Source organism: Polaribacter sp. 2405UD43-2, from assembly GCF_058147125.1.
On the sequence record NZ_JBYVJX010000001.1, the window covers coordinates 92,358 to 112,157 of the forward strand.

The 19,800-nt window shown below is 27.5% G+C and carries 18 protein-coding genes; 12 read left to right on the top strand and 6 right to left on the bottom strand.

Translation table 11 applies throughout. The annotated features are described in order from the left end of the window. Positions 1-38: 38 nt before the first annotated feature. Together ACY2RX_RS00400 and ACY2RX_RS00405 are read right to left on the bottom strand one after the other, a co-directional pair. Positions 39-2,429, bottom strand: a complete 2,391-nt coding sequence (locus tag ACY2RX_RS00400; protein ID WP_490101973.1) for a TonB-dependent receptor — start codon at positions 2,427-2,429, stop codon at positions 39-41. Positions 2,430-2,492: 63 nt separating this feature from the next. Next, positions 2,493-4,196 (bottom strand): M23 family metallopeptidase, encoded by a 1,704-nt coding sequence (locus ACY2RX_RS00405; RefSeq protein WP_490101974.1) that lies wholly within the window; start codon positions 4,194-4,196, stop codon positions 2,493-2,495. A 147-nt stretch (positions 4,197-4,343) separates the two neighbouring features. Between ACY2RX_RS00405 and ACY2RX_RS00410 the strand changes: the two genes are divergently transcribed. The 3 genes from ACY2RX_RS00410 (at position 4,344) to rny (ending at position 6,736) form a co-directional block, all read left to right on the top strand. Next, complete coding sequence (locus ACY2RX_RS00410; protein ID WP_490101975.1) at positions 4,344-4,634, top strand: hypothetical protein; 291 nt, start codon at positions 4,344-4,346, stop codon at positions 4,632-4,634. A gap of 13 nt (positions 4,635-4,647) precedes the next feature. Next, entirely contained in the window at positions 4,648-4,938 is a 291-nt protein-coding gene (locus ACY2RX_RS00415) for a cell division protein ZapA (protein WP_490101976.1), read from the top strand. 229 nt (positions 4,939-5,167) lie between these two features. Beyond that, positions 5,168-6,736 carry a ribonuclease Y gene (gene rny, locus ACY2RX_RS00420; protein WP_490101977.1) on the top strand — a complete coding sequence of 523 codons (1,569 nt, stop codon included), beginning with the start codon at positions 5,168-5,170 and terminating at the stop codon, positions 6,734-6,736. A gap of 72 nt (positions 6,737-6,808) precedes the next feature. On the opposite strand, the gene xerD is transcribed toward rny, so the two are convergent. Beyond that, a complete protein-coding gene (xerD, locus tag ACY2RX_RS00425) occupies positions 6,809-7,711 on the bottom strand; it encodes a site-specific tyrosine recombinase XerD (protein ID WP_490101978.1) in 903 nt (300 codons plus the stop codon). A gap of 67 nt (positions 7,712-7,778) precedes the next feature. Next, entirely contained in the window at positions 7,779-8,249 is a 471-nt protein-coding gene (locus ACY2RX_RS00430) for a DUF3575 domain-containing protein (RefSeq protein WP_490101979.1), read from the bottom strand. Between the two features lie 74 nt (positions 8,250-8,323). Here ACY2RX_RS00430 and aroQ point away from each other — a divergent pair, with 74 nt between their 5' ends. After that, the gene (gene aroQ / locus ACY2RX_RS00435; protein WP_490101980.1) at positions 8,324-8,737 is read left to right on the top strand and encodes a type II 3-dehydroquinate dehydratase; all 414 of its coding nucleotides are present in this window, start codon (positions 8,324-8,326) and stop codon (positions 8,735-8,737) included. A 46-nt stretch (positions 8,738-8,783) separates the two neighbouring features. On the opposite strand, the gene ACY2RX_RS00440 is transcribed toward aroQ, so the two are convergent. Both ACY2RX_RS00440 and ftcD read right to left on the bottom strand, forming a co-directional pair. Beyond that, the gene (locus ACY2RX_RS00440; protein WP_490101981.1) at positions 8,784-9,251 is read right to left on the bottom strand and encodes a GNAT family N-acetyltransferase; all 468 of its coding nucleotides are present in this window, start codon (positions 9,249-9,251) and stop codon (positions 8,784-8,786) included. Positions 9,252-9,423: 172 nt separating this feature from the next. Next, the gene (gene ftcD / locus ACY2RX_RS00445) at positions 9,424-11,106 is read right to left on the bottom strand and encodes a glutamate formimidoyltransferase (RefSeq protein WP_490101982.1); all 1,683 of its coding nucleotides are present in this window, start codon (positions 11,104-11,106) and stop codon (positions 9,424-9,426) included. A 110-nt stretch (positions 11,107-11,216) separates the two neighbouring features. Between ftcD and ACY2RX_RS00450 the strand changes: the two genes are divergently transcribed. The 8 genes from ACY2RX_RS00450 (at position 11,217) to ACY2RX_RS00485 (ending at position 19,795) form a co-directional block, all read left to right on the top strand. Continuing rightward, positions 11,217-12,089, top strand: a complete 873-nt coding sequence (locus tag ACY2RX_RS00450; protein WP_490101983.1) for an ABC transporter permease — start codon at positions 11,217-11,219, stop codon at positions 12,087-12,089. 1 nt (position 12,090) lies between these two features. Next, positions 12,091-13,374, top strand: coding sequence for an ABC transporter ATP-binding protein (locus ACY2RX_RS00455; protein ID WP_490101984.1), 1,284 nt, complete (start codon positions 12,091-12,093; stop codon positions 13,372-13,374). Positions 13,375-13,866: 492 nt separating this feature from the next. Continuing rightward, positions 13,867-14,850, top strand: coding sequence for a hypothetical protein (locus tag ACY2RX_RS00460; RefSeq protein ID WP_490101985.1), 984 nt, complete (start codon positions 13,867-13,869; stop codon positions 14,848-14,850). After that, positions 14,847-15,593 carry a CatB-related O-acetyltransferase gene (locus ACY2RX_RS00465; protein ID WP_490101986.1) on the top strand — a complete coding sequence of 249 codons (747 nt, stop codon included), beginning with the start codon at positions 14,847-14,849 and terminating at the stop codon, positions 15,591-15,593. The genes ACY2RX_RS00460 and ACY2RX_RS00465 overlap by 4 nt, the downstream gene beginning before the upstream one ends. Continuing rightward, positions 15,590-16,537 carry a glycosyltransferase family 2 protein gene (locus tag ACY2RX_RS00470; protein ID WP_490101987.1) on the top strand — a complete coding sequence of 316 codons (948 nt, stop codon included), beginning with the start codon at positions 15,590-15,592 and terminating at the stop codon, positions 16,535-16,537. The genes ACY2RX_RS00465 and ACY2RX_RS00470 overlap by 4 nt, the downstream gene beginning before the upstream one ends. Then, on the top strand, positions 16,534-17,685 hold the full coding sequence (locus ACY2RX_RS00475) for a glycosyltransferase (RefSeq protein ID WP_490101988.1): 1,152 nt from the start codon (positions 16,534-16,536) through the stop codon (positions 17,683-17,685). The genes ACY2RX_RS00470 and ACY2RX_RS00475 overlap by 4 nt, the downstream gene beginning before the upstream one ends. Continuing rightward, positions 17,672-18,694: a glycosyltransferase family A protein gene (locus ACY2RX_RS00480; protein ID WP_490101989.1), complete on the top strand. Its 1,023-nt coding sequence runs from the start codon at positions 17,672-17,674 to the stop codon at positions 18,692-18,694. The genes ACY2RX_RS00475 and ACY2RX_RS00480 overlap by 14 nt, the downstream gene beginning before the upstream one ends. Further along, entirely contained in the window at positions 18,695-19,795 is a 1,101-nt protein-coding gene (locus ACY2RX_RS00485; RefSeq protein ID WP_490101990.1) for a glycosyltransferase family 4 protein, read from the top strand. It abuts the gene before it with no gap. Positions 19,796-19,800: the final 5 nt, after the last annotated feature.

The window sequence follows — 19,800 nt, forward strand, 5'->3', positions numbered from 1 at the left end:
ATTTTAAAAAGCGAGTTGATGAAAATCAGCTCGTTTTTTTAAAATTTCATCGCTAATTTAAAGTTTAAAACTCTACCCGTCATAAAATTTGGGATACCAAATTGTGTTTTAGAATAAACATCTCTTACCCAGGTGTTTGTAATTGAGTTTCGAATATCAAACATATTAAAGAGTTCTAAGCCCGCACTTAATTCTTTAAATTTAGATAACCAACCCGTTTTATATTGTTTATTAGCATCCGTAAAAACATAAGAAACACCAATATCTGCACGTTTATAATCTCTTAATCGTCCTTGAAATTGATACACATCTGCATATGCAGGAGAACCTCCTGGTACACCAGAATTATATACTAAATTCAAATAAGCTTTTAAATCTGGTAAATTAGGTACATAATCTTGAAAAAGAATTCCAAATTTTATACGTTGGTCAGAAGGTCTAGAAATATCGCCTCTATAATCAATATTTTCTTCTGTTTTTAAATAACCTAAACTTACCCAACTATCACTTCCAGGAACAAATTCTCCATTTAAACGCACATCTATACCTTGTGCATAAGCAGTTGCATTATTATCTGCTCTATATCTTATTCTTACATTATCTACTGTATAAGCATTTACATTGATTAAATCTTTATAATAAGCTTCTGCAGTTAGTTTAAATGGTCTGTTCCACATATCAAAACTATAATCCATACCAACCACTAAATGGATAGATTTCTGCGCTTTTACATCAATATTTAATTTACCCTTAAAATCTCTTAACTCTCTATAAGAAGGAGGTTGAGAATACCAACCTGCAGAGGCTCTAAATAACATATCATTGCGCCAATTTGGTTTGATGGCAAACTGCATTCTAGGACTGATAATAGTCTGACTTTTACTTGATATACCATTTCCAGTAACACTCCAATATTGTGCTCTTATCCCAAAATTATACCAAGCTTCATTGCTATTCCAGTATAATTTTTCTCCAAACTGAGCATATCCAGAGATTCTATTAATTTGTACATTATTGTCTTCTCTAATATTTTGAAAAGGTTTTATAGGACCTGTAAAAGGCTCGTAAGGTTGGTTATTTTTAATTTCATGACTTGGTGGTCTAATAGAAAAACCTAAAGAATCTATGAGTTCCCATTCTCTAATTCGATCTCTAATATCTTCTTTTTGTAATTTTACACCAAAATCCCATTGTTGTCTATCAACTATATGAGTTCCTTTAATTTGAGCATTTGTAATGAGCGCATCTAAATCATTTCTGGCGTGATTTAGTTGTGAGCCAATTCCTTGTGAAAATTTTACTTCACCAAAATTTTCAGAACCGATATTAGAATCTACTTCACCTAAATTGTAAGAAGCAGCAATATCAAAATATTCTTCTTCTTGTGTGTTATATCTAGAAACGGTACCTGTAAGGGTAAAAAAATCATTAACTTCATATTCTGCAGACAAAGCTCCAAATGAAGTTAAATAATTGTCTTGTTCTTGTCCGTTATAAAAAACAATTAACTCTAAAGGATTTGCAACAGTACCAAAACGTGTTCTTCTAGAAAGAGGTTTGTAGTTGTAATTATTTAGAGAGAAATTTCCTAAAAACTTAAAACGCAAATAATCTGAAACATCATATTCTAAAAAAGTTTGAAAATCTATAAAGCGAGGTCTAAAATTGGTTTCTATTTGCTTGCTATTCACAAATAAGCTGTTGTCTCTATATCTAAAGCTACTGATGGAGGTTAGTTTTTTATCAATAGGTGCTTCAAAAGTAATGCCACCACCTAAAAGACTTGCTTCTATAGTTGTAGCAACTTCTTTTGGTTTTCTATAAGTAATATCTAAAACTGAAGAAAGTTTATCTCCATATTTTGCCTGAAAACCACCTGCAGAAAAATTAATATTTCTAACCATATTTGAGTTGATAAAACTCAAACCTTCTTGTTGTCCAGATCTAATTAAAAAGGGTCTGTAAATTTCAATGCCGTTTACATATACTAAATTTTCATCAAAATTACCACCTCTCACATTGTATTGTGTGCTAAGTTCATTATTGTTATTAACGCCAGGCAAAGTCATTAAGGTATTTTCTACACCCGCATTAGGACCAATAATATTTTTTACCGTTTTTATGTTGATGTTTTTTAAACCTTGCGCTTCTTTTCTACTATCTTTTATAACAATTTCATCTAATTCTTCTGTTTTTAAAGTAAGAATAGGAGAAAAGCGAACCGTATTTCTGCTTTTTGCAGTTAATTTTTTTGTAAAAGTTCTATAAGAAATATGGCTAAAAATTAAAACAATTTCTTGTTTAAAAGGTGCTCTTAAAATATAATTTCCGTTTTTATCGGTTGTAGTTCCAGTATTATTATATTTTATAGAAACCTTTTCTATAGGCTGTTTATCCTTATTTTTAACAGTCCCTTTTAAGATTGTCATTTTTTGAGCAAAAGCAAAAAGAGGTAAGAAAAATAAAAATAGGAAGATTTTTTTCACGTAAAATTAGTTTACTTGTTTTTTAAAGAACGTTGCAGAAAGTGTATTCGTATTTCCTACATTGTCCGAGACTACAATTTTAAAGATATGTTTGCTATCAACCAATTTTTTATCACTAAAATTATAAGTTAATATCTTTTTTTTATGATTATACTCCATTAAAATCCATTTTCCATCAATAGTTGCTCGCCAGTTTTTAATGCCAGAGCCCACATCAGAAATTTTAACTTTTAGAGTTTTTAATTTAGAAACCCATTGTTTGTCTTTAAAATATAATAGTTTTATTTTAGGTTTTTGTTTGTCAGATAGTAATTTGTAGTTGCCTAAAGTTTTAGTGGTTGTGTAAAAAGTGCTATTTTTTTTTCTTGTAAATTGATATCTTGGATATTTAGGATATTCTAAATTAGCAATATATAATTGTTGTTTTTCGGTTTCAGAATATTTAGAAACGTTAAAAGTTAGCGTAAACCTTTTGTCTAACGGAATTGTAGGGGTATGTATTTTAGCAACCTCTTTATCAACTTTAAAATCTAAAAAAACATCATTGTAAAAAGTATTTTTCGGAAAAGCGATGGTTACATTTTTCTGTTGAAATTTATTAAACTTTTTGGCAATAATTTTAAAATCGGTTGTGTCTTTTGGATTAGAAAAAATAGCGTTACTTTCTTTACCAACAATAGGAATTTTAATAGAACTCACATTTCCTTTGTAATCTTTTGCAATAATTTTTACAGCGTAACTTAAGCCTTTTTTTATGTTTACTTTACCATTATTAATTAAATTTTTATAAATAGAAAGCTTATTTGCAGTTTCTTTATATGTTTTTTGATATCGTCTTTTGTATTTTTTATATTGCTGGTAATCAATATGTAAATTAATAAATTTACTCTCTGCAAAAGAAAAACTTTCTACTGTATGATAATAAAATCGTTTGCCATTTACCAACATTTCTAAACTGTAAATTCCGTTTTTGTTAGGTGCAAGATTTAAACGATCAAAAACACTTACACCAAAACCAATTGTACCAGAAGCAGCTATTCTATCAACTTTATATTTTCCTTTTTCAATACTTTTAAGAGGTAAAATAAAACTTTTATTCTGATTATTTATTCTTGATGAATTTTCTAACGGATAAATTTTTAAAGACTGAAAAACAGGTGGTTTACTATCTGCAGGTTTTAGTCCAAATAGTAAAGGATTAAAAATATTTTCGGTTTTGGTATTTCTAATTTCATAATGTAAATGAGGTCCACCAGAACTGCCTGTATCACCAGAAAAAGCAATAACATCTCCTTTTTTTACAGGGAATTTATCTTCTTTAAAAAACAAATTTCCTGTTTGATAATTCTCTTTTTTATACTGAATCGATTTTACATATTTTTCAATTTTATCTGTATATCTTTGCAAGTGCGCATACACAGTGGTATATCCATTAGGGTGAGTTATATAAATTGCTTTTCCAAAACCAAACTGAGCTACTTTTATTCTAGAAACATAGCCATCTGCAGCTGCATAAATTTTAAGTCCTTCTTTACCTTGCGTTTTTATATCTATTCCAGAATGAAAATGATTAGATCTTAGTTCACCAAAAGTACCCGCTAAAATAACAGGAATGTCTAAAGGATTTCTAAAATAGTTTTTTGGGTAGTTTTCTTGAGAAATGCCACCAAAAGTTGATAAAATTATAATAATTAAAAAAGCTTGTTTCAAAATGCAATTATTTTATGTAAAAATAGTAAAAATCATTTTTTGTGTAAACTCTTATATTTCAATAAATTAGTAAAAAAGTGATAAAATGTTGTAATAATTAAAACAGAATGTTAACTTTGTAGATATAGTTTTATTCTTAAAAGTTAGATGAGTAATACAATAGAAGCAATTCATTTACTGGAAGATAAGCTACAAAGCTTACTTGCAAATTATGAGTTTTTAAAGAATGAAAATGAAATATTGCTTCAGAGTACAACCGAATTACGAAATCAATTACTAGAAAGAGAGCAATTATTTGCAGCACAAAAAAAACAATACGATTTGTTAAAAATTGCAAAAACTATAGATGGCAGTAGTACAAATACAAAAGATACGAAACTCAAAATAAATGCTTTAATTCGAGAAATCGATAAATGTATCGTTCAGTTACAAGAATAAAGTTCTTTAAATTGTGGATAAACTAAAGATTAACGTTGTAATAGCAGGCAGAACATATCCTTTAAGTGTAAATAACACTAAAGAAGAAGAAGGTATGAGAAAAGCTGCAAATGCTATTAACAAATTAATTTCTATGTACGAGCAAAATTACGCAGTTAGCGATAAACAAGATGTTTTAGCAATGTGTGCATTACAATTTGCTTCTAAAGTAGAAATAGCGTCAATCGAAAAAGATTCTACAAGTAGAGAAGTAGTACAAAAAATAAAAGAATTAACTCATTTGGTTAATTCTCATTTAGAATAAGTTCTTTAAAATATACATTAACAACACACTGCCTACGTTAGTAATTTGTTTATTAAACTCAACACGATTCAATTATGAAGGATGAGTCTTAACTTCTAAAGCAAGCCATAGTTGCTGAATTTATTCAGTTACAAGTGAATCCTTGAACAGTTAGTTAGTCCTATAAATACCATAATGGAGTTTAAAAACCACACTAATGTAGGCTTTTTTTATACAATAAAATTAAATTATGGATGAAATGATACTTCCCATTGTTGTGGGAGTTTTAATAGGGATAGCCATTGGATTTCTTATCGTAAAAGCGATGGAAAAATCAAAAGGAAAAAAAATATTAAATGGTACAAGAAAAGAAGCTGCTACAATTTTAAAAGAAGCAAAAATTGATGCAGAGTCTATAAAAAAAGATAAAATACTACAAGCTAAAGAAAAGTTTATTGAGCTAAAAGCAGAGCATGAAAAAGTAATTCTTGGTAGAGAAAAAAAGATGTCTGATGTAGAAAAACGTATTAGAGACAGAGAATCTCAAGTTGCTTCTGAGGTTGATAAAAACAAGCGTTTAAACAAATCTTTAGAACAAAAAGAAAACGATTTTAATAACAAGTTAGATTTTTTAGATAAAAAAGAAACTGAGCTAGAAAAAATGCATAAACGTCATGTAGATATGTTAGAGCAAATTTCTGGTTTATCTGCAGATGAAGCTAAAAAAGAGCTAGTTGCATCTTTAAAAGATGAAGCTAAAACCGAAGCAATGGCTTTTGTGCAAACTTCAATAGAAGAAGCTAAATTAACAGCTGAGCAAGAAGCTAGAAAAGTTATTTTAGGAACCATTCAAAGAGTAGGAGTAGAACAAGCTGTAGAAAATTGTGTATCTGTTTTTAACTTAGAATCTGATGATGTTAAAGGGCGAATTATTGGTAGAGAAGGACGTAATATTAGAGCTTTAGAAGCAGCTACTGGTGTAGAAATTATTGTTGATGATACTCCAGAAGCAATTATTCTTTCTTGTTTTGATCCTGTTCGTAGAGAAATTGCACGTTTATCTATGCATAAATTGGTAACTGATGGTAGAATTCACCCAGCCAGAATTGAGGAAGTTGTTAAAAAGACAGAAAAACAAATTACTCAAGAAATTATAGAAGTTGGTAAAAGAACTGTTATAGATTTAGGTATTCATGGATTACATCCAGAGTTAATTAAAACTGTAGGTAGAATGAAATACCGTTCTTCTTATGGTCAGAATTTATTACAACACTCTCGCGAAGTTTCTAATCTTTGTGGTATTATGGCTGCCGAAATGGGAATTAACGCAAAGATGGCCAAAAGAGCTGGGTTACTACATGATATAGGTAAAGTACCAGATACAGAAAGCGAACTTCCGCACGCATTGTTGGGAATGCAATGGGCAGAAAAGTATGGCGAAAAACCAGAGGTCTGTAATGCTATTGGAGCACATCATGATGAAATAGAAATGAAGAGTTTAATTTCTCCAATTGTTCAAGTTTGCGATGCTATTTCTGGCGCAAGACCAGGAGCAAGACGTCAAGTTTTAGATTCATATATTCAGCGTTTAAAAGATTTAGAAAATATTGCGTTTGGTTTTACAGGAGTTCAAAAAGCGTATGCTATACAAGCAGGACGTGAATTGCGTGTTATGGTAGAAAGTACAAAAGTTAATGATGCTAAAGCTGCAGAATTATCATTTGGTATTTCTCAAAAAATACAAAATGATATGACCTATCCTGGGCAAGTTAAAGTAACTGTAATTAGAGAAACTAGAGCAGTAAATGTGGCTAAATAAAGGCTAATCTTATTCTTCACAAAGTAAGATTTTTATTGTTTACAGTGTATGAGTTTTCCCCCTTTGGGGGAATTAAAGGGGGCGTCTGGGATGGTAAGTTTCTACAACTTCTTTTAAATAACTTTTATCAAGATGAACATAAACTTCTGTGGTAGTAATGCTTTCGTGACCAAGAATTTGCTGAATTGCTCTTAAGTCTGCTTTGTTTTCAAGTAAATGAGTTGCAAAGGAATGTCGTAAAGTATGTGGACTTATTTTCTTTTTCAAATTAATTTTGATGGCTAAATCTTTTAAAATCATAAAAATCATTTGCCTTGATAAACTTTTACCTCGTCTGTTTAAAAAAATGATATCTTCAAAGCCTTTTTTAGGTTCTAAATGGCTTCTAATATCTTTTATGTAAAACAAAATATATTTTTGTGCAGTGTAATGAATGGGCACAAAACGTTGCTTATTTCCCTTGCCAAATACTCTTATAAAACCTTCGTCAAAAAATAAATCAGAAATTTTTAAATTGATGAGTTCGCTGACACGCAAACCGCAACTATACAAAGTTTCAATAATAGTTCTATTTCTTTCTCCTTGCGGATGACTTAAATCAATAGCAGAAATTAATTCATTTATTTCATCTTCAGATAAAGTATCTGGCAATTTTCTTCCAATTTTTGGGGTTTCAATTAAATCTGTAGGATTGGTTTGCCTGTAATCTTCAAAAACTAAATAATCAAAAAAACTGCGTAAACCCGATATAATTCTAGCCTGACTTCTAGTATTTACTTTTTTAGCAAGATCATAAATAAATTGTTGAATAGTGCTATCATCAATTAAAATAGGCGTAAGATTAATTTTATTTTTTTCAAGAAATAAAGTTAGTTTTTTTAAATCTCTAGAGTAATTATCAATTGTGTTTTTAGATAAACCTCTTTCTATTTTTAGATAAAGTTGAAAATCTTTAATTGCATTTTGCCATTTCATTGTGTAAAGTTAATAAATAAAAAAGCCATCCTAAAAAGGATGGCTTTCAATATAGTTTTATTTATTTTTACCAAGCATAACCAATAGATACGCCTAAAGAAGCTGTTGTAGAGTTTAAGCCTGCTAATTTATCACCACCAGTATTAAATCCTAAGCCAGCAAATACATCTAGAGCAAAATGCTCTCCAAAAATCCATTGATGACCAACTTCTCCTCCAATGCTAAAAACAGAAGCAGAAATTTTAGCATTGTCTTCTAAAGAAAAATAACCTAAACTTGGTCCTGCATGCCATCCTCTAATGGCTTCACCATCAAAGTAAAATCTATATTCAGCTCCAACACCTATTCCGGTGATATCAGCAACATTAAAATAAATACCTGAAACAGTTGCAGTTTGAGAATCACTTGTTGTAAATTCATAGCCAGCATTAGCTATTCCAAACGCCAGACCTAGCGGGTTTGCTTTAATAACATTTGACTGTGCGTTTGTAACATTGAATGCAAAAAATAACATTCCTAATACTAAAATTTTTTTCATAATTGTTTAAATTTTTAAATTATAGTATAAAAATATGAAAAAAAAAGATAATATTTACCTTTTAAATTATAATAATGAAACTAATAATTATTAACGGACCCAACCTAAATTTGTTAGGTAAAAGAGAACCAGAAATTTACGGTTCTAAAACTTTCGAAGATTTTTTTAAAGAACTTCAAAAAAAGTTTAAAAATGTAGCATTATCTTATTTTCAATCGAATATTGAAGGAGAAATTATAGATAAATTGCATGAAGTTGGGTTTAATTATGATGGTATTATTTTAAATGCAGCTGCTTACACACATACTTCTGTGGGAATTGCAGATGCAGTAAAAGGAATTGAAACTCCTGTTGTAGAATTGCACATTTCTAACGTACACGCTCGCGAAGAATTTAGACATCAAAGTTTTATTGCACCCAATGCAAAAGGTGTTTTGTTTGGTTTTGGATTAAAAGGATATGAATTGGCTATTCAAAGTTTTCTTTAGTTCTGAACTTGTTTTCTGAATCTTTTATTAAAAACCATTTACTTTTTTACAGTTTTAAAAGCATTTTAATATCTGAACGCTTGTAATGCGAATTTTCTTCTAAAGGAATTTCTTTAAAGCCTATTTTTTTATATAGATTTATTGCAGGAACTAGTTTTCTGTGCGAATATAAAGTGATGCTTTTCCAGTGTTGTTTTTTAGCAAACTCTATACAGAAATTCATTAATTTTAAACCAATTTTTAGACCTTGATATTTAGGTGAAACTGCCATTTTACTCAATTCAAAAAAAGTTTTTTGGTTGATGAGCGATACCACACCAACTATTTCATTGTTATATTTTGCGAAAAAGATAAATCCACCAGAATCTATTACATATTTTTTTGGATTGCTTAAAACTTTTTTATCATAAGGTTCTACATAGAAATACTTTTCTAACCAGGCTACATTTAAATCGTAAAAATGCGATGCAAGCTCTGGTTGATAAGCGATAATTTCAAAGTTTTCTATACCCATAGTAAATAGGTTGCATTAGGGATTACTTATACTTTAATATTTCTTTTGAAATCGTGAATGCTACGCATTTGACTAGGAAATCCTTTTTGTGAAGAATGAACAAAAAGATTGAAACATAAAGCCCGACTTTACTCCACTTTTTTTAGTGGAGTAAAGAAATGCCCCAATAAAATTAAATTTTAGTGTTGATAATTTGCATCATTTCATTTTCTAAAACAATTGTTTTTTGATAAATGTCTTCTGCTTTTGCTAAAATATTTTTTGCAAAATCTCTGTCTTTAATATCTTTTGCATTAATGCGAACATTAAAATAGGCGCCAGTAACAGCAGTTTTGGCACACAACACACCAACACCACTATCAGAAAGCGAATTTTGCAATCCGTTTTTCATCATTTCTAGCATCACTTCAATAGAATTGTAGGCGGTTTCCATTACTTTAAAAGGAATTTCTGTTGCATATTTTGTGGCATTTTCTATGGCTTGTTTTCTGATTTCAATTTCTTCAGGATTTGTTTTTGGCATTCTAAATCCGTCTATAATTTTGTTAAAAGCGTTGGTGTCTTCATCCACTAGAAACAAGAGTTCGTTTTTGTATTTTTGTCCTTTTTGAGCCCACTCAGAAAAGTATTCCCATTTATGGTCCCATCCTGCTTTATGAGCAGAAAGATTCGCCACCATTGTTCCGAGAGAAACGCCTAAAGCACCCACGTAAGCAGAGATGCTTCCGCCACCAGGCGCCATAGATTCTGATGCTGTTTCTTCGGCAAAATCGCTAACGGTAAAGTCTATTAATTTTTTATCCGCGTCAGAATTCATTACATATTCAATGATTCTTTCTTGTGGATTGAATGGTTTTAAATCGTCTAAACCTAAAGATTTTATGGCAATTTTTATTTTCTCGCTTTCGCTAATTCCTAAGGAACGTTGTTGTTTTATTAAGTAAAAATCTGCCGCATCTAACATTGCTTGTAGCGAAACCAAACCCACCAACTCAGAACCTGTAACTCGTAAACCACGTTTTGTTGCAGCTAAATCGGTTTCATAAAATGCTTCGTGCATAGAAGTAATAGTAATGTTGGTTAAGTTGTAAGAAATTTGTGCAATTCCGTATTCATCAATAAACCAGCCAATTCCTTTTACAGCTTTTAATTTTCCTAGAATTCTTTCTGGAACTCCATTTTTATCTAATACTTTTTTACCATCAACTAATTTTACACGTCCGTTTTCACGAATATCAAAAGCAATGGCGTTTGCTCTTCTTGTAGATGTTGAGTTTAAGTTTACATTGTATGCGATTAAAAAATCGCGTGCAGAAATTGCGGTTACTCCAGCAGAAATTGTTTTTTGGTTAAATGCAGATGGACCAAAATCTGGTTTCCATTCTGGTTTCGATAGCTTTTCTTTTAAACCTTCATATTCTCCTGAACGCACAGTTGCAAGGTTTTTTCTTTCATCAGAAGTAGCAGCATTTTCATAGAAGTAACCAGAAATTCCTAATTCTTCACCCACTCTTTTTCCTAATTGATGTGCGTATTTTGCAGTTTCATCCATAGAAATATTTGCAATTGGTACTAGCGGGCATACATCTGTTGCTCCAAATCTTGGGTGTTCGCCTGTTTGTTTGCTCATATCAATTAATTCTGCTGCTTTTTTAATTAAGCGAAAAGCGGCTTCAATAACGTTTTTTGGTTCACCCACAAAAGTGATAACGGTTCTGTTAGTTGCCTTACCAGGATCTACATCTAAAAGTTTTACACCTTCAACTGTTTTTACTACATTTGCAATGGTATTAATTTTGTTAATATCTCTTCCCTCACTTATATTAGGAACACATTCAATTAGTTGTTTTTTCATAATTTGATTTGTAATTTTATCAAATTTATAAAAAGAATTAATTAAATTTAATTTTAGATGTTAAAATATTTGATTTAATTATATTTGTTTTATCCCTATAATAATTATTTATGCAAAATGAAAAATGGCTTTTCGAAATAACTCCTAAGAAAAGCTTATTTAGTTTAAATTTAAAAGAAATATGGCAGTATAAAGACTTGTTGTTTTTGTTTGTAAAAAGAGATGTAGTTACTAAATATAAGCAAACTATATTAGGGCCTCTTTGGTATTTAATTCAACCACTTTTTACCTCTGTTATATTTACACTAATATTTAATAATATAGCAAATATTTCTACGAATACCATACCTTCTTTTTTATTTAATTTGGGTGGTATTACAGCTTGGAATTACTTTAAAGATTGTCTGACAGAAACTTCTGATACTTTTAAAAAAAATGAAGCAATTTTTGGTAAAGTTTATTTTCCAAGAGTGATTATGCCACTTTCTACTATATTTTCTAATTTATTAAAATTTGGTATTCAATTATTAATTTTTGTGGCTTTTTATATTTTTTATTTTATTAATGATAATATCGAATTTAGTTTTAGTTTAAACCTTTTGTATCTACCATTTTTGTTTTTATCTATGGGGATGTTAGGTTTAGGGCTTGGAATGATGATATCATCTATGGTAACAAAATATAGAGATTTAACGTATTTAGTTGCTTTTGGTGTTCAATTATTAATGTATTTATCTGCTGTAGTTTATCCTATTGAAGCAGCAAAAAGAGGTTTAAAAGAGTATCCTTTAGCAATAAAATTTATAGAGTACAACCCAATGACAACTGTTATAGAAAATTTTAGAAATATTGTTTTTCCTTCTATTGGTTCAGATGTGCAGTTTTATGATGTTGTTTATATGGTGTCAATTTCATTATTAGTCTTTATTCTTGGTTTAGCAATTTTTAATAAAACAGAAAAAACCTTTATTGATACAATTTAATATGAGTAAAGAAATCATTTTAAAAGTCGAAAATTTATCTAAACAATATCGTTTAGGAACTGTTGGCACAGGTACAATTAGTCACGATTTAAATCGGTTTTTAGCAAAAATTAGAGGTAAAGAAGATCCGTATTTAAAAATTGGGGAATCTAATGATAGATCTTCAAAAGGAAAATCTGAATATGTTTGGGCTTTAAAAGATATTAATTTTGAAGTAAAAAGAGGAGAAGTTTTAGGGATTATTGGTAAAAATGGTGCAGGTAAATCTACGCTTCTAAAAATTTTGTCTAAAGTTACAGGTCCTACAACTGGTTCAATAAAATCTAATGGTAGAATTGCTTCATTATTAGAAGTTGGTACAGGTTTTCATCCTGAAATGACAGGGAGAGAAAATGTTTTTTTAAATGGCGCTATTTTAGGAATGACCAAGAAAGAAATTTCTGATAAACTTGATGAAATTGTTTCTTTTTCGGGATGTGAACGCTATATAGATACACCTGTAAAACGTTATTCTAGTGGAATGACAGTACGTTTGGCTTTTGCGGTTGCAGCACATTTAGAACCCGATATTTTAATTGTTGATGAAGTTTTAGCTGTTGGAGATGCAGAGTTTCAAAAAAAAGCTATAGGTAAAATGCAAGATATTTCTGGAAATGATGGTAGAACAGTTTTATTTGTGAGTCATAATATGTCTGCAATTAAGAACCTATGTACTAGAGGAGTGGTGTTAGATAAAGGTGAAATTTCTTTTCAAGGAAGCTCAAAAGATGCCGTTGCTTTTTATCTTAATGAGGCAAAAACAAATTCAAAAATGCCAGTTTTATTAAGAAAAGATAGGGGAGGAAATGGATTAATTAAGTTTACAAATATTGAAATTTATAATAGTAACTTAAAGAAAACTACAGAATTCATATCTGGCGAAAAAATAAAAATAAAACTTTATTTAAAATATTTTACAAATAGTATAGATATAAAGAAAGTTGTTTTTGGTTTAGTAATCTGCAATTTGAAGGAAGTTAAAGTAGCAGATTTTTATTCTGATGAAATGAATTTTATTTTAGACTCTAAAAATGAAAAAGTAGAGTTGAATATAGATAGTTTACTTTTAAGAGGTGGTGAGTACTCAATAACTTTGGTGGTTCAACAAAACGATGGAGTTCCTCAAAAATTAGATTTAATTCATAATGCCATCACTTTTAAAGTTTTTCCTAACGATTTTTGGTGTTCTGGTAAAATTACAAGAGCAACAAATGTTGCTTTGTTAAATGGAAGTTTTACAACTTAATATTTTGTAATGAAAGATAGGGAAGAATTAATGAGTTTTTTGCTTTATTTAGAGAAAACTTACAAAGTAGAATCGTGGAAAGTAAAAGAGATATGTGTTTGGCCTTATCTTAGAAACAAGCTTTATTTTTTAATTTCAAATGAAATAGAAACTCATAAAAGAGAAAAATTAGTAATAAAGAGTCATAAAATAGTTAACAATAACAAAATAGTAAAACTTTATAATTCTATTAAGGGTTATTTTAAGTTATTAATTTTTTTTTCAAATTTAAAGAAAAAAAAATATTTATTTTTTGAAGCAAATACTCATAGAGTAAACTATAAGAATAAATCGTATAATAAATTTTTTGATACAATTATTGATCAATGTAGTATTATTAATAACTCTTATGTCTTTGATTACTATTTAGAAAAAAAAGATTTAGATTTATATAATAAAAAAATAAGATTTAACCTTTTATGTATAATTGAAAACTATAAAAGATTTTCAAAATTGTTTAGTCGAAAAAAAAGAGATTTTCAAATCGATTTTAAAGGGTATAATGATTTTCTTTTAGAATTTAAAAAGTATAATTTTTCGCCACAATTTTATAATAATATTTCAAAAGAGAATGTATGTTATTCTGTGTCAAAAATTGATGAGTTATCATTATTTTTAACAAAAATTTTTAAAAAAATATCACCTAAAGAAATTTTTATTTTATGCTATTATAATTCGTTATTAACTTATGCTATTGTTTTAGCTTCTAATAGATTAAATTTAAAACTTACAGAAATGCAGCATGGCCCTCAAACTAAAATACAGTCTGCATATTCAAATTGGAAAAAAGTTAATGACAACAATTTTAAGTTACTTCCAAGAAATTATTGGAACTGGGATGTTGAAAGTAAAAGTAATATAAATAATTGGTCTAAAAAAACAACATCATTTAACGCATTTGTAGGAGGTAATATTTGGGTAGAATATTGGAGTAAAAAAAGAAACATACTTAAGTTCAGTAACTATATTTTGTATACACTTCAATCATTATCTATAGACTTACTTTTTCCAAAGAGTATTATAAATTTGATAAAAGAATGTGATTATTTATGGATGATTAGACTTCATCCAAGGCAATTAAATAATAAACAAAAAATTCTTTCATTTCTAAAAGATAATGGTGTTCTTAAAAAAGTAAACATAGAGCAAGCAACAAATTTACCTTTACCTTTATTAATGCAAAATTGTATTTTAAATATAACTCATTATTCTGGTACTGTTAACGAAGCAGTTTTAGTAAATAAAAAGTCAATTTTATTAGATACTTTAGGTGTATCATGTTTTACCAATTTTATAAACCAAGGAAAAGCTATATATATACCACCTAAAGAATTATCTAAAGAATCCATAGAACATATTATATCTTTATCTAAAAAAAATAAAAATAAAAAAAGTGCTTTAGAAGTAAATTATTTAGAATATTTTAATAATAAATGATAAAAAGTAAGTTAATAAAAATAGCTAATCTAATTTATAGAATTGGTAAAAACAATAAAAATTCTATAATAAGTAAAGATTGTGAAATTACATCAGATGCTAAAATTGAAAATAGTGTTCTGTTTGGAAATGTTACAGTTGGTAACAATACTTATATAAATAATCTAAAAGCAAGTGGTAAAGTAACAATATGTGAAAATTGTAAAATAATTGGAGGGATTGTAGAAATTTATGGTAATGTTAGTATAAATAGATTTTCTTCAATAAATGGACCAAATACAGCCATTGTGTCAAAAATTAATAATATAGAAATTGGTAAATATTGTTCAATAGCAAGAAACGTACTAATACAAGAATATAATCATAGTTACCAAAACCCATCAACTTATTATATTAACAGAAATTTTTTTAATAAAGACGTAAAAAATGATATTTCGTCAAATGGGAGTATTATTATTAAAAATGATGTTTGGATTGGTGCAGGAGTAACAGTACTTTCTGGAGTTACAGTAGGTAATGGAGCAGTACTTGCTGCTAATTCTGTAATTACAAAAGATGTGCCAGATTATGCAATTGTAGGCGGTAACCCAGCTAAAATAATTAAGTATCGTTTTAATAAAGAACTTATATCTGAATTAAAAAAAATTAAATGGTGGGATTGGAGTAATGAAAAAATGAAAAAAAATAAAACTTTTTTTGACGGAAATTTAAATTTTAAAAAAATATCAAATATTAAAGAATGAGTAATTTGGTTTCAATCTTAATGCCTGTTTATAATCGTTCTGAGATAGTTTTAGATACTTTAAAAAGTATTCAAAACCAAACTTATAAAAATTGGGAATGTATTATTATAGATGATCATTCTACAGATACTACAATTAAAGTTATATCTAGATTTATAAAAAAAGATTGTAGATTTCAGCTTTATAAAAGACCAAATAGTTTATTAAAAGGAGCAAATTCTTGTAGAAATTATGCTTTTACCAAATCTAAAGGAGATTTTATTCAATTATTTGATAGTGATGATTTATTAGACCTAAATTTTCTTAAATTAAAAATAAATAAATTTTTTGATTACCCTAATTCTGATGCAATTTTATGTGGATTCAAATTTTTTGAAGGAGAAAAATGGATTACAAATAAAAAGTGGAATTTTGAAGATAAAGAAAACCTTTTTAAAAGGTTTTTATTAAAAGAAAAAGTATTAAATGGTGTAGTTTTTTTATGGCGAAAAGCTATTTTTAAAAACCTACATTTTAATGAAAACCTAACAAGAGCACAAGATTTAGATTCAATTTTTAGAATTATGTCTTCTAATAATTTTTGTTTCGAAATTATTAGTAAAGAATTAATTCATATAAGGCTACATAGTAACTCAATTACAGGAAATTTTGGTAAAGGAAATTTAGAGGACATAAATAGCGAAGTTTCTGTTAGATATAACATTTTAATTAATAACCCATTTCAGAATGAAGTAAAAGTTCAAAAAAGACTTGTATTTTATTATCTTAATACCATAAAAAAATATTTAGAAAACAGTTATTTTAATTCTTTTTTTAAAGTGCTTTTTAAAAGTAAAAAGATTTCTTTTGTTTTAAAAATAAAACTTTTTTTTATTGCTCTTTTACATGTTTTTTTTAGAAGAGGATTATCATTTTATTCCAAAAAAATAAAGTATTTACAATGAAAATCTTATTTGTAGCAATGCCTTCTATTCATTTTATAAGATGGATTGAAAACTTAAAAGAAACTAATTACGAGTTCTTTTGGTTTGACATTTTAGATAGAAAAGAGTTAAATACATCATTAAATGTTCACAAAATAATTAATTGGAAAAAAAGAAAATTGCCATATATAAAAGGTGAATATTCTTTAATGAAAAAGATTCCTAATCTATACCAAAAAGTTCAACCATTTCTAGAAGTAACAATTCAAGAGGCTTTTTTAAAAACTATTAAAGAAGTAAAACCAGATATTGTACATAGTTTTGAGATGCATAATTGTACAATACCAATATTGGATGTTATGAACAAAAATTTAAATATTAAATGGATATATTCTTGTTGGGGAAGTGATTTGTTTTACTATAAAAATATAAAGAAAAAGAAAAAAAACATTCAAACTGCACTCAATAGAATAAATATAATGCATGCAGATTGTAATAGAGATTTTATAATTGCAAGAAAACTTGGGTTTATTGGTGAAACAACAGAAGTAATTCCTGGTGGTGGAGGTTATAAAATTAAAGAAATACAGAAATACTCTAAGCCTTTTAAAGAAAGAAATATAATATTGGTAAAAGGATATGAGCATAAATTTGGAAAAGCTATTAATGTTTTAAAAGCTTTACAAAAAATTAAAGATTTAAAAGGTTTAAGTATTTGTGTTTTTGCCTCCCATAAAAAAACATTAGATTATATTAAAGATAATAATTTACCTTTTCAAACATATAGCAGAAACGAGTTGTCTCATAAGCAAGTTTTAGAACTAATGGGAAAAACAGCTATTTATATTGGCAATAGTATTTCAGATGGTATACCTAACACGCTTTTGGAGGCTATTATTTTAAATACCTTTCCAGTTCAAAGTGATGCTGGTGGAGCAACATCAGAATTAATAAATAATGAAGAAAATGGAGTTGTTATATTACATCCAGAAAATATTACATATATTAAAACTTTACTAGAAAAAACATTAAAAAATTTCGATCAGAAAATGTTTAATAAAGTATCTATGTTAAATATTTCTATAAGCTTTAAAAAGCTGAGTTATTTGGTAAATAATAAAAAAATTATAAAAATTTACGATAATTGTTTTAATAATGAGAGTAGGTAATAACCCACAAAGAAATAAAAAAACTTATCAAGAAGATAAGTTTCATCAAATAATAATGCCTGTTTATATACCCAATAATAGTGATTATTATAAAGATAGTTTTCTAATTTTCAAATTTTCTATTCAATCAATTTTAAAAACAATTCATAAAAATACATTTATAACAATTGTTAATAATGGTAGTTGCAAGGAAGTAGTAGATTATATTAATCATTTATTCGAAAATAAATTAATAGACGAAGTTATTCATACCAAAAACATAGGAAAAGTTAATGCAATAATAAAAGGTATAAAAGGTCATCGTTTTTCGTTAATAACTGTTACAGATGCAGATGTGTTGTTTTTAAATAACTGGCAAACTGAATCTTACAATATTTTTTCTGCGTATAAAAAAGTTGGAGCTGTATGTACAACACCTTCTTCTCGTTCACTTTTTTCAGATACTTTTAATATTTATTTTGATGCACTTTTTTCAAAAAAGCTAAAATTTAGATCGGTTGTTAATAAAAAAGCATTGCAATGTTTTGCTAAAAGTGTTGGCAACCCAAAATTTTACACAAAAACTCAATTAAATAAAATTTTAACTATTAAAAGAAATAATATTATAGCCGTAATTGGAGGAGGTCATTATGTATCTACATTTAGAGCTGATATTTTACAAAAGAACAGCATTAATTCATTAGATTTTTTGTTAGGAGGTAACACTGTTCAAGAATTTTTAGATATCCCTGTAGTTAGAAAAGGTTATTGGAAACTCTCAACTTATGATAATTATACATATCATATGGGGAATGTGTTTGAAATATGGATGGAAAAAACTTTTAAAAAGCTAAAAAATAATAATCAATTAGACATTAAATTAAATTTGCACAAAGAAATAAACCAGTCAAAATTTATGAATTTTCTTAAAAATAAATTATTTAAAAAAATCTTATTAAGAAAATTCCTAAAAGATTTTTTTTTAATAAAAAAAGGATTAACAAAAAAAGAATTAAAAGATTATATTTAGTTGAAAAAAGTTAACACTATTATTGTATCTCAATTTCCATTGCCTTATCATAAAATAGGTAGTTGGACTAATATGTATGATTTTTTTCTAAATCAAACTCATCAAATAAATACTATTATTTGTAAAAAGCCATATAAAAAATATAAAAATATTTATTACAGTTTAGTACCAAAAAATAATGCTTTTAAAATAATTAATTTTATTAAAAACACCCATAAGTACGAATATTTATATTCTTTAAAGAAAGTGCTTAAAAGCAATGATAAGGCTGTTATACAGATTATTGATGATTTTAATTTATTAATTGAAATTGATGATTATTTAAATAAAAACAAAAAAAGAAAAAATTATTACCTTCAGTTTTTTTATCATGGATATGCACCAGTTCATCTAAAAAAAAGTGTTAATTTAATAGATGAATTTATTTTATTAACTGACGATAGTTTAAATGAACATAAAAACAATAAACAATATGCAAAAATTGTAAAAAAGTTTTCTGTTCTAAATAATGGGATTGATACAAATGTTTTTTTTCGTTTGAGTGAAAACGAAAGAAAAATAAAACGATTTAATAGAGAAATAAATGATAAAACAATTTTTGTTTGGTGCTCAAAAGATAATCCTAAAAAAGGATTAGACCTTATTCTAAATGCTTGGAAAAGTATTTATAAAAAAGAAATGAAAATGGAATTATGGGTTATTGGAAGCAAAAGAGAAATTAATCAAAAAGGAGTTAAAAATTTAGGAATATTGCCAAATAAAGAGTTACCTGATTACCTACAATTATCAGATTGTTATTTATTTCCAACTCTTTGTTTAGAAGGTTTTGGCTTATCGTTAATAGAAGCTTTAAATTGTGGTAATTATTGTATAGCTTCTGAGATAGGAGGAGTTTCAAATGTTTTAAAAAACGGAGAATTAGGTAAGCTAATAAAAGAACCATATATAATTACTAATTGGCAAGAAGCTATATTAGATTTTTTAAAAAATAAAGACCAGTATAGAAAAAATAACAAAAAACAAAAATTTTATTCAATTGAGAATTGGTGTAATAAAATGAGTACAATTATTTTGGAAGCTAAGAAGAAATTAAATGATTAATTTTT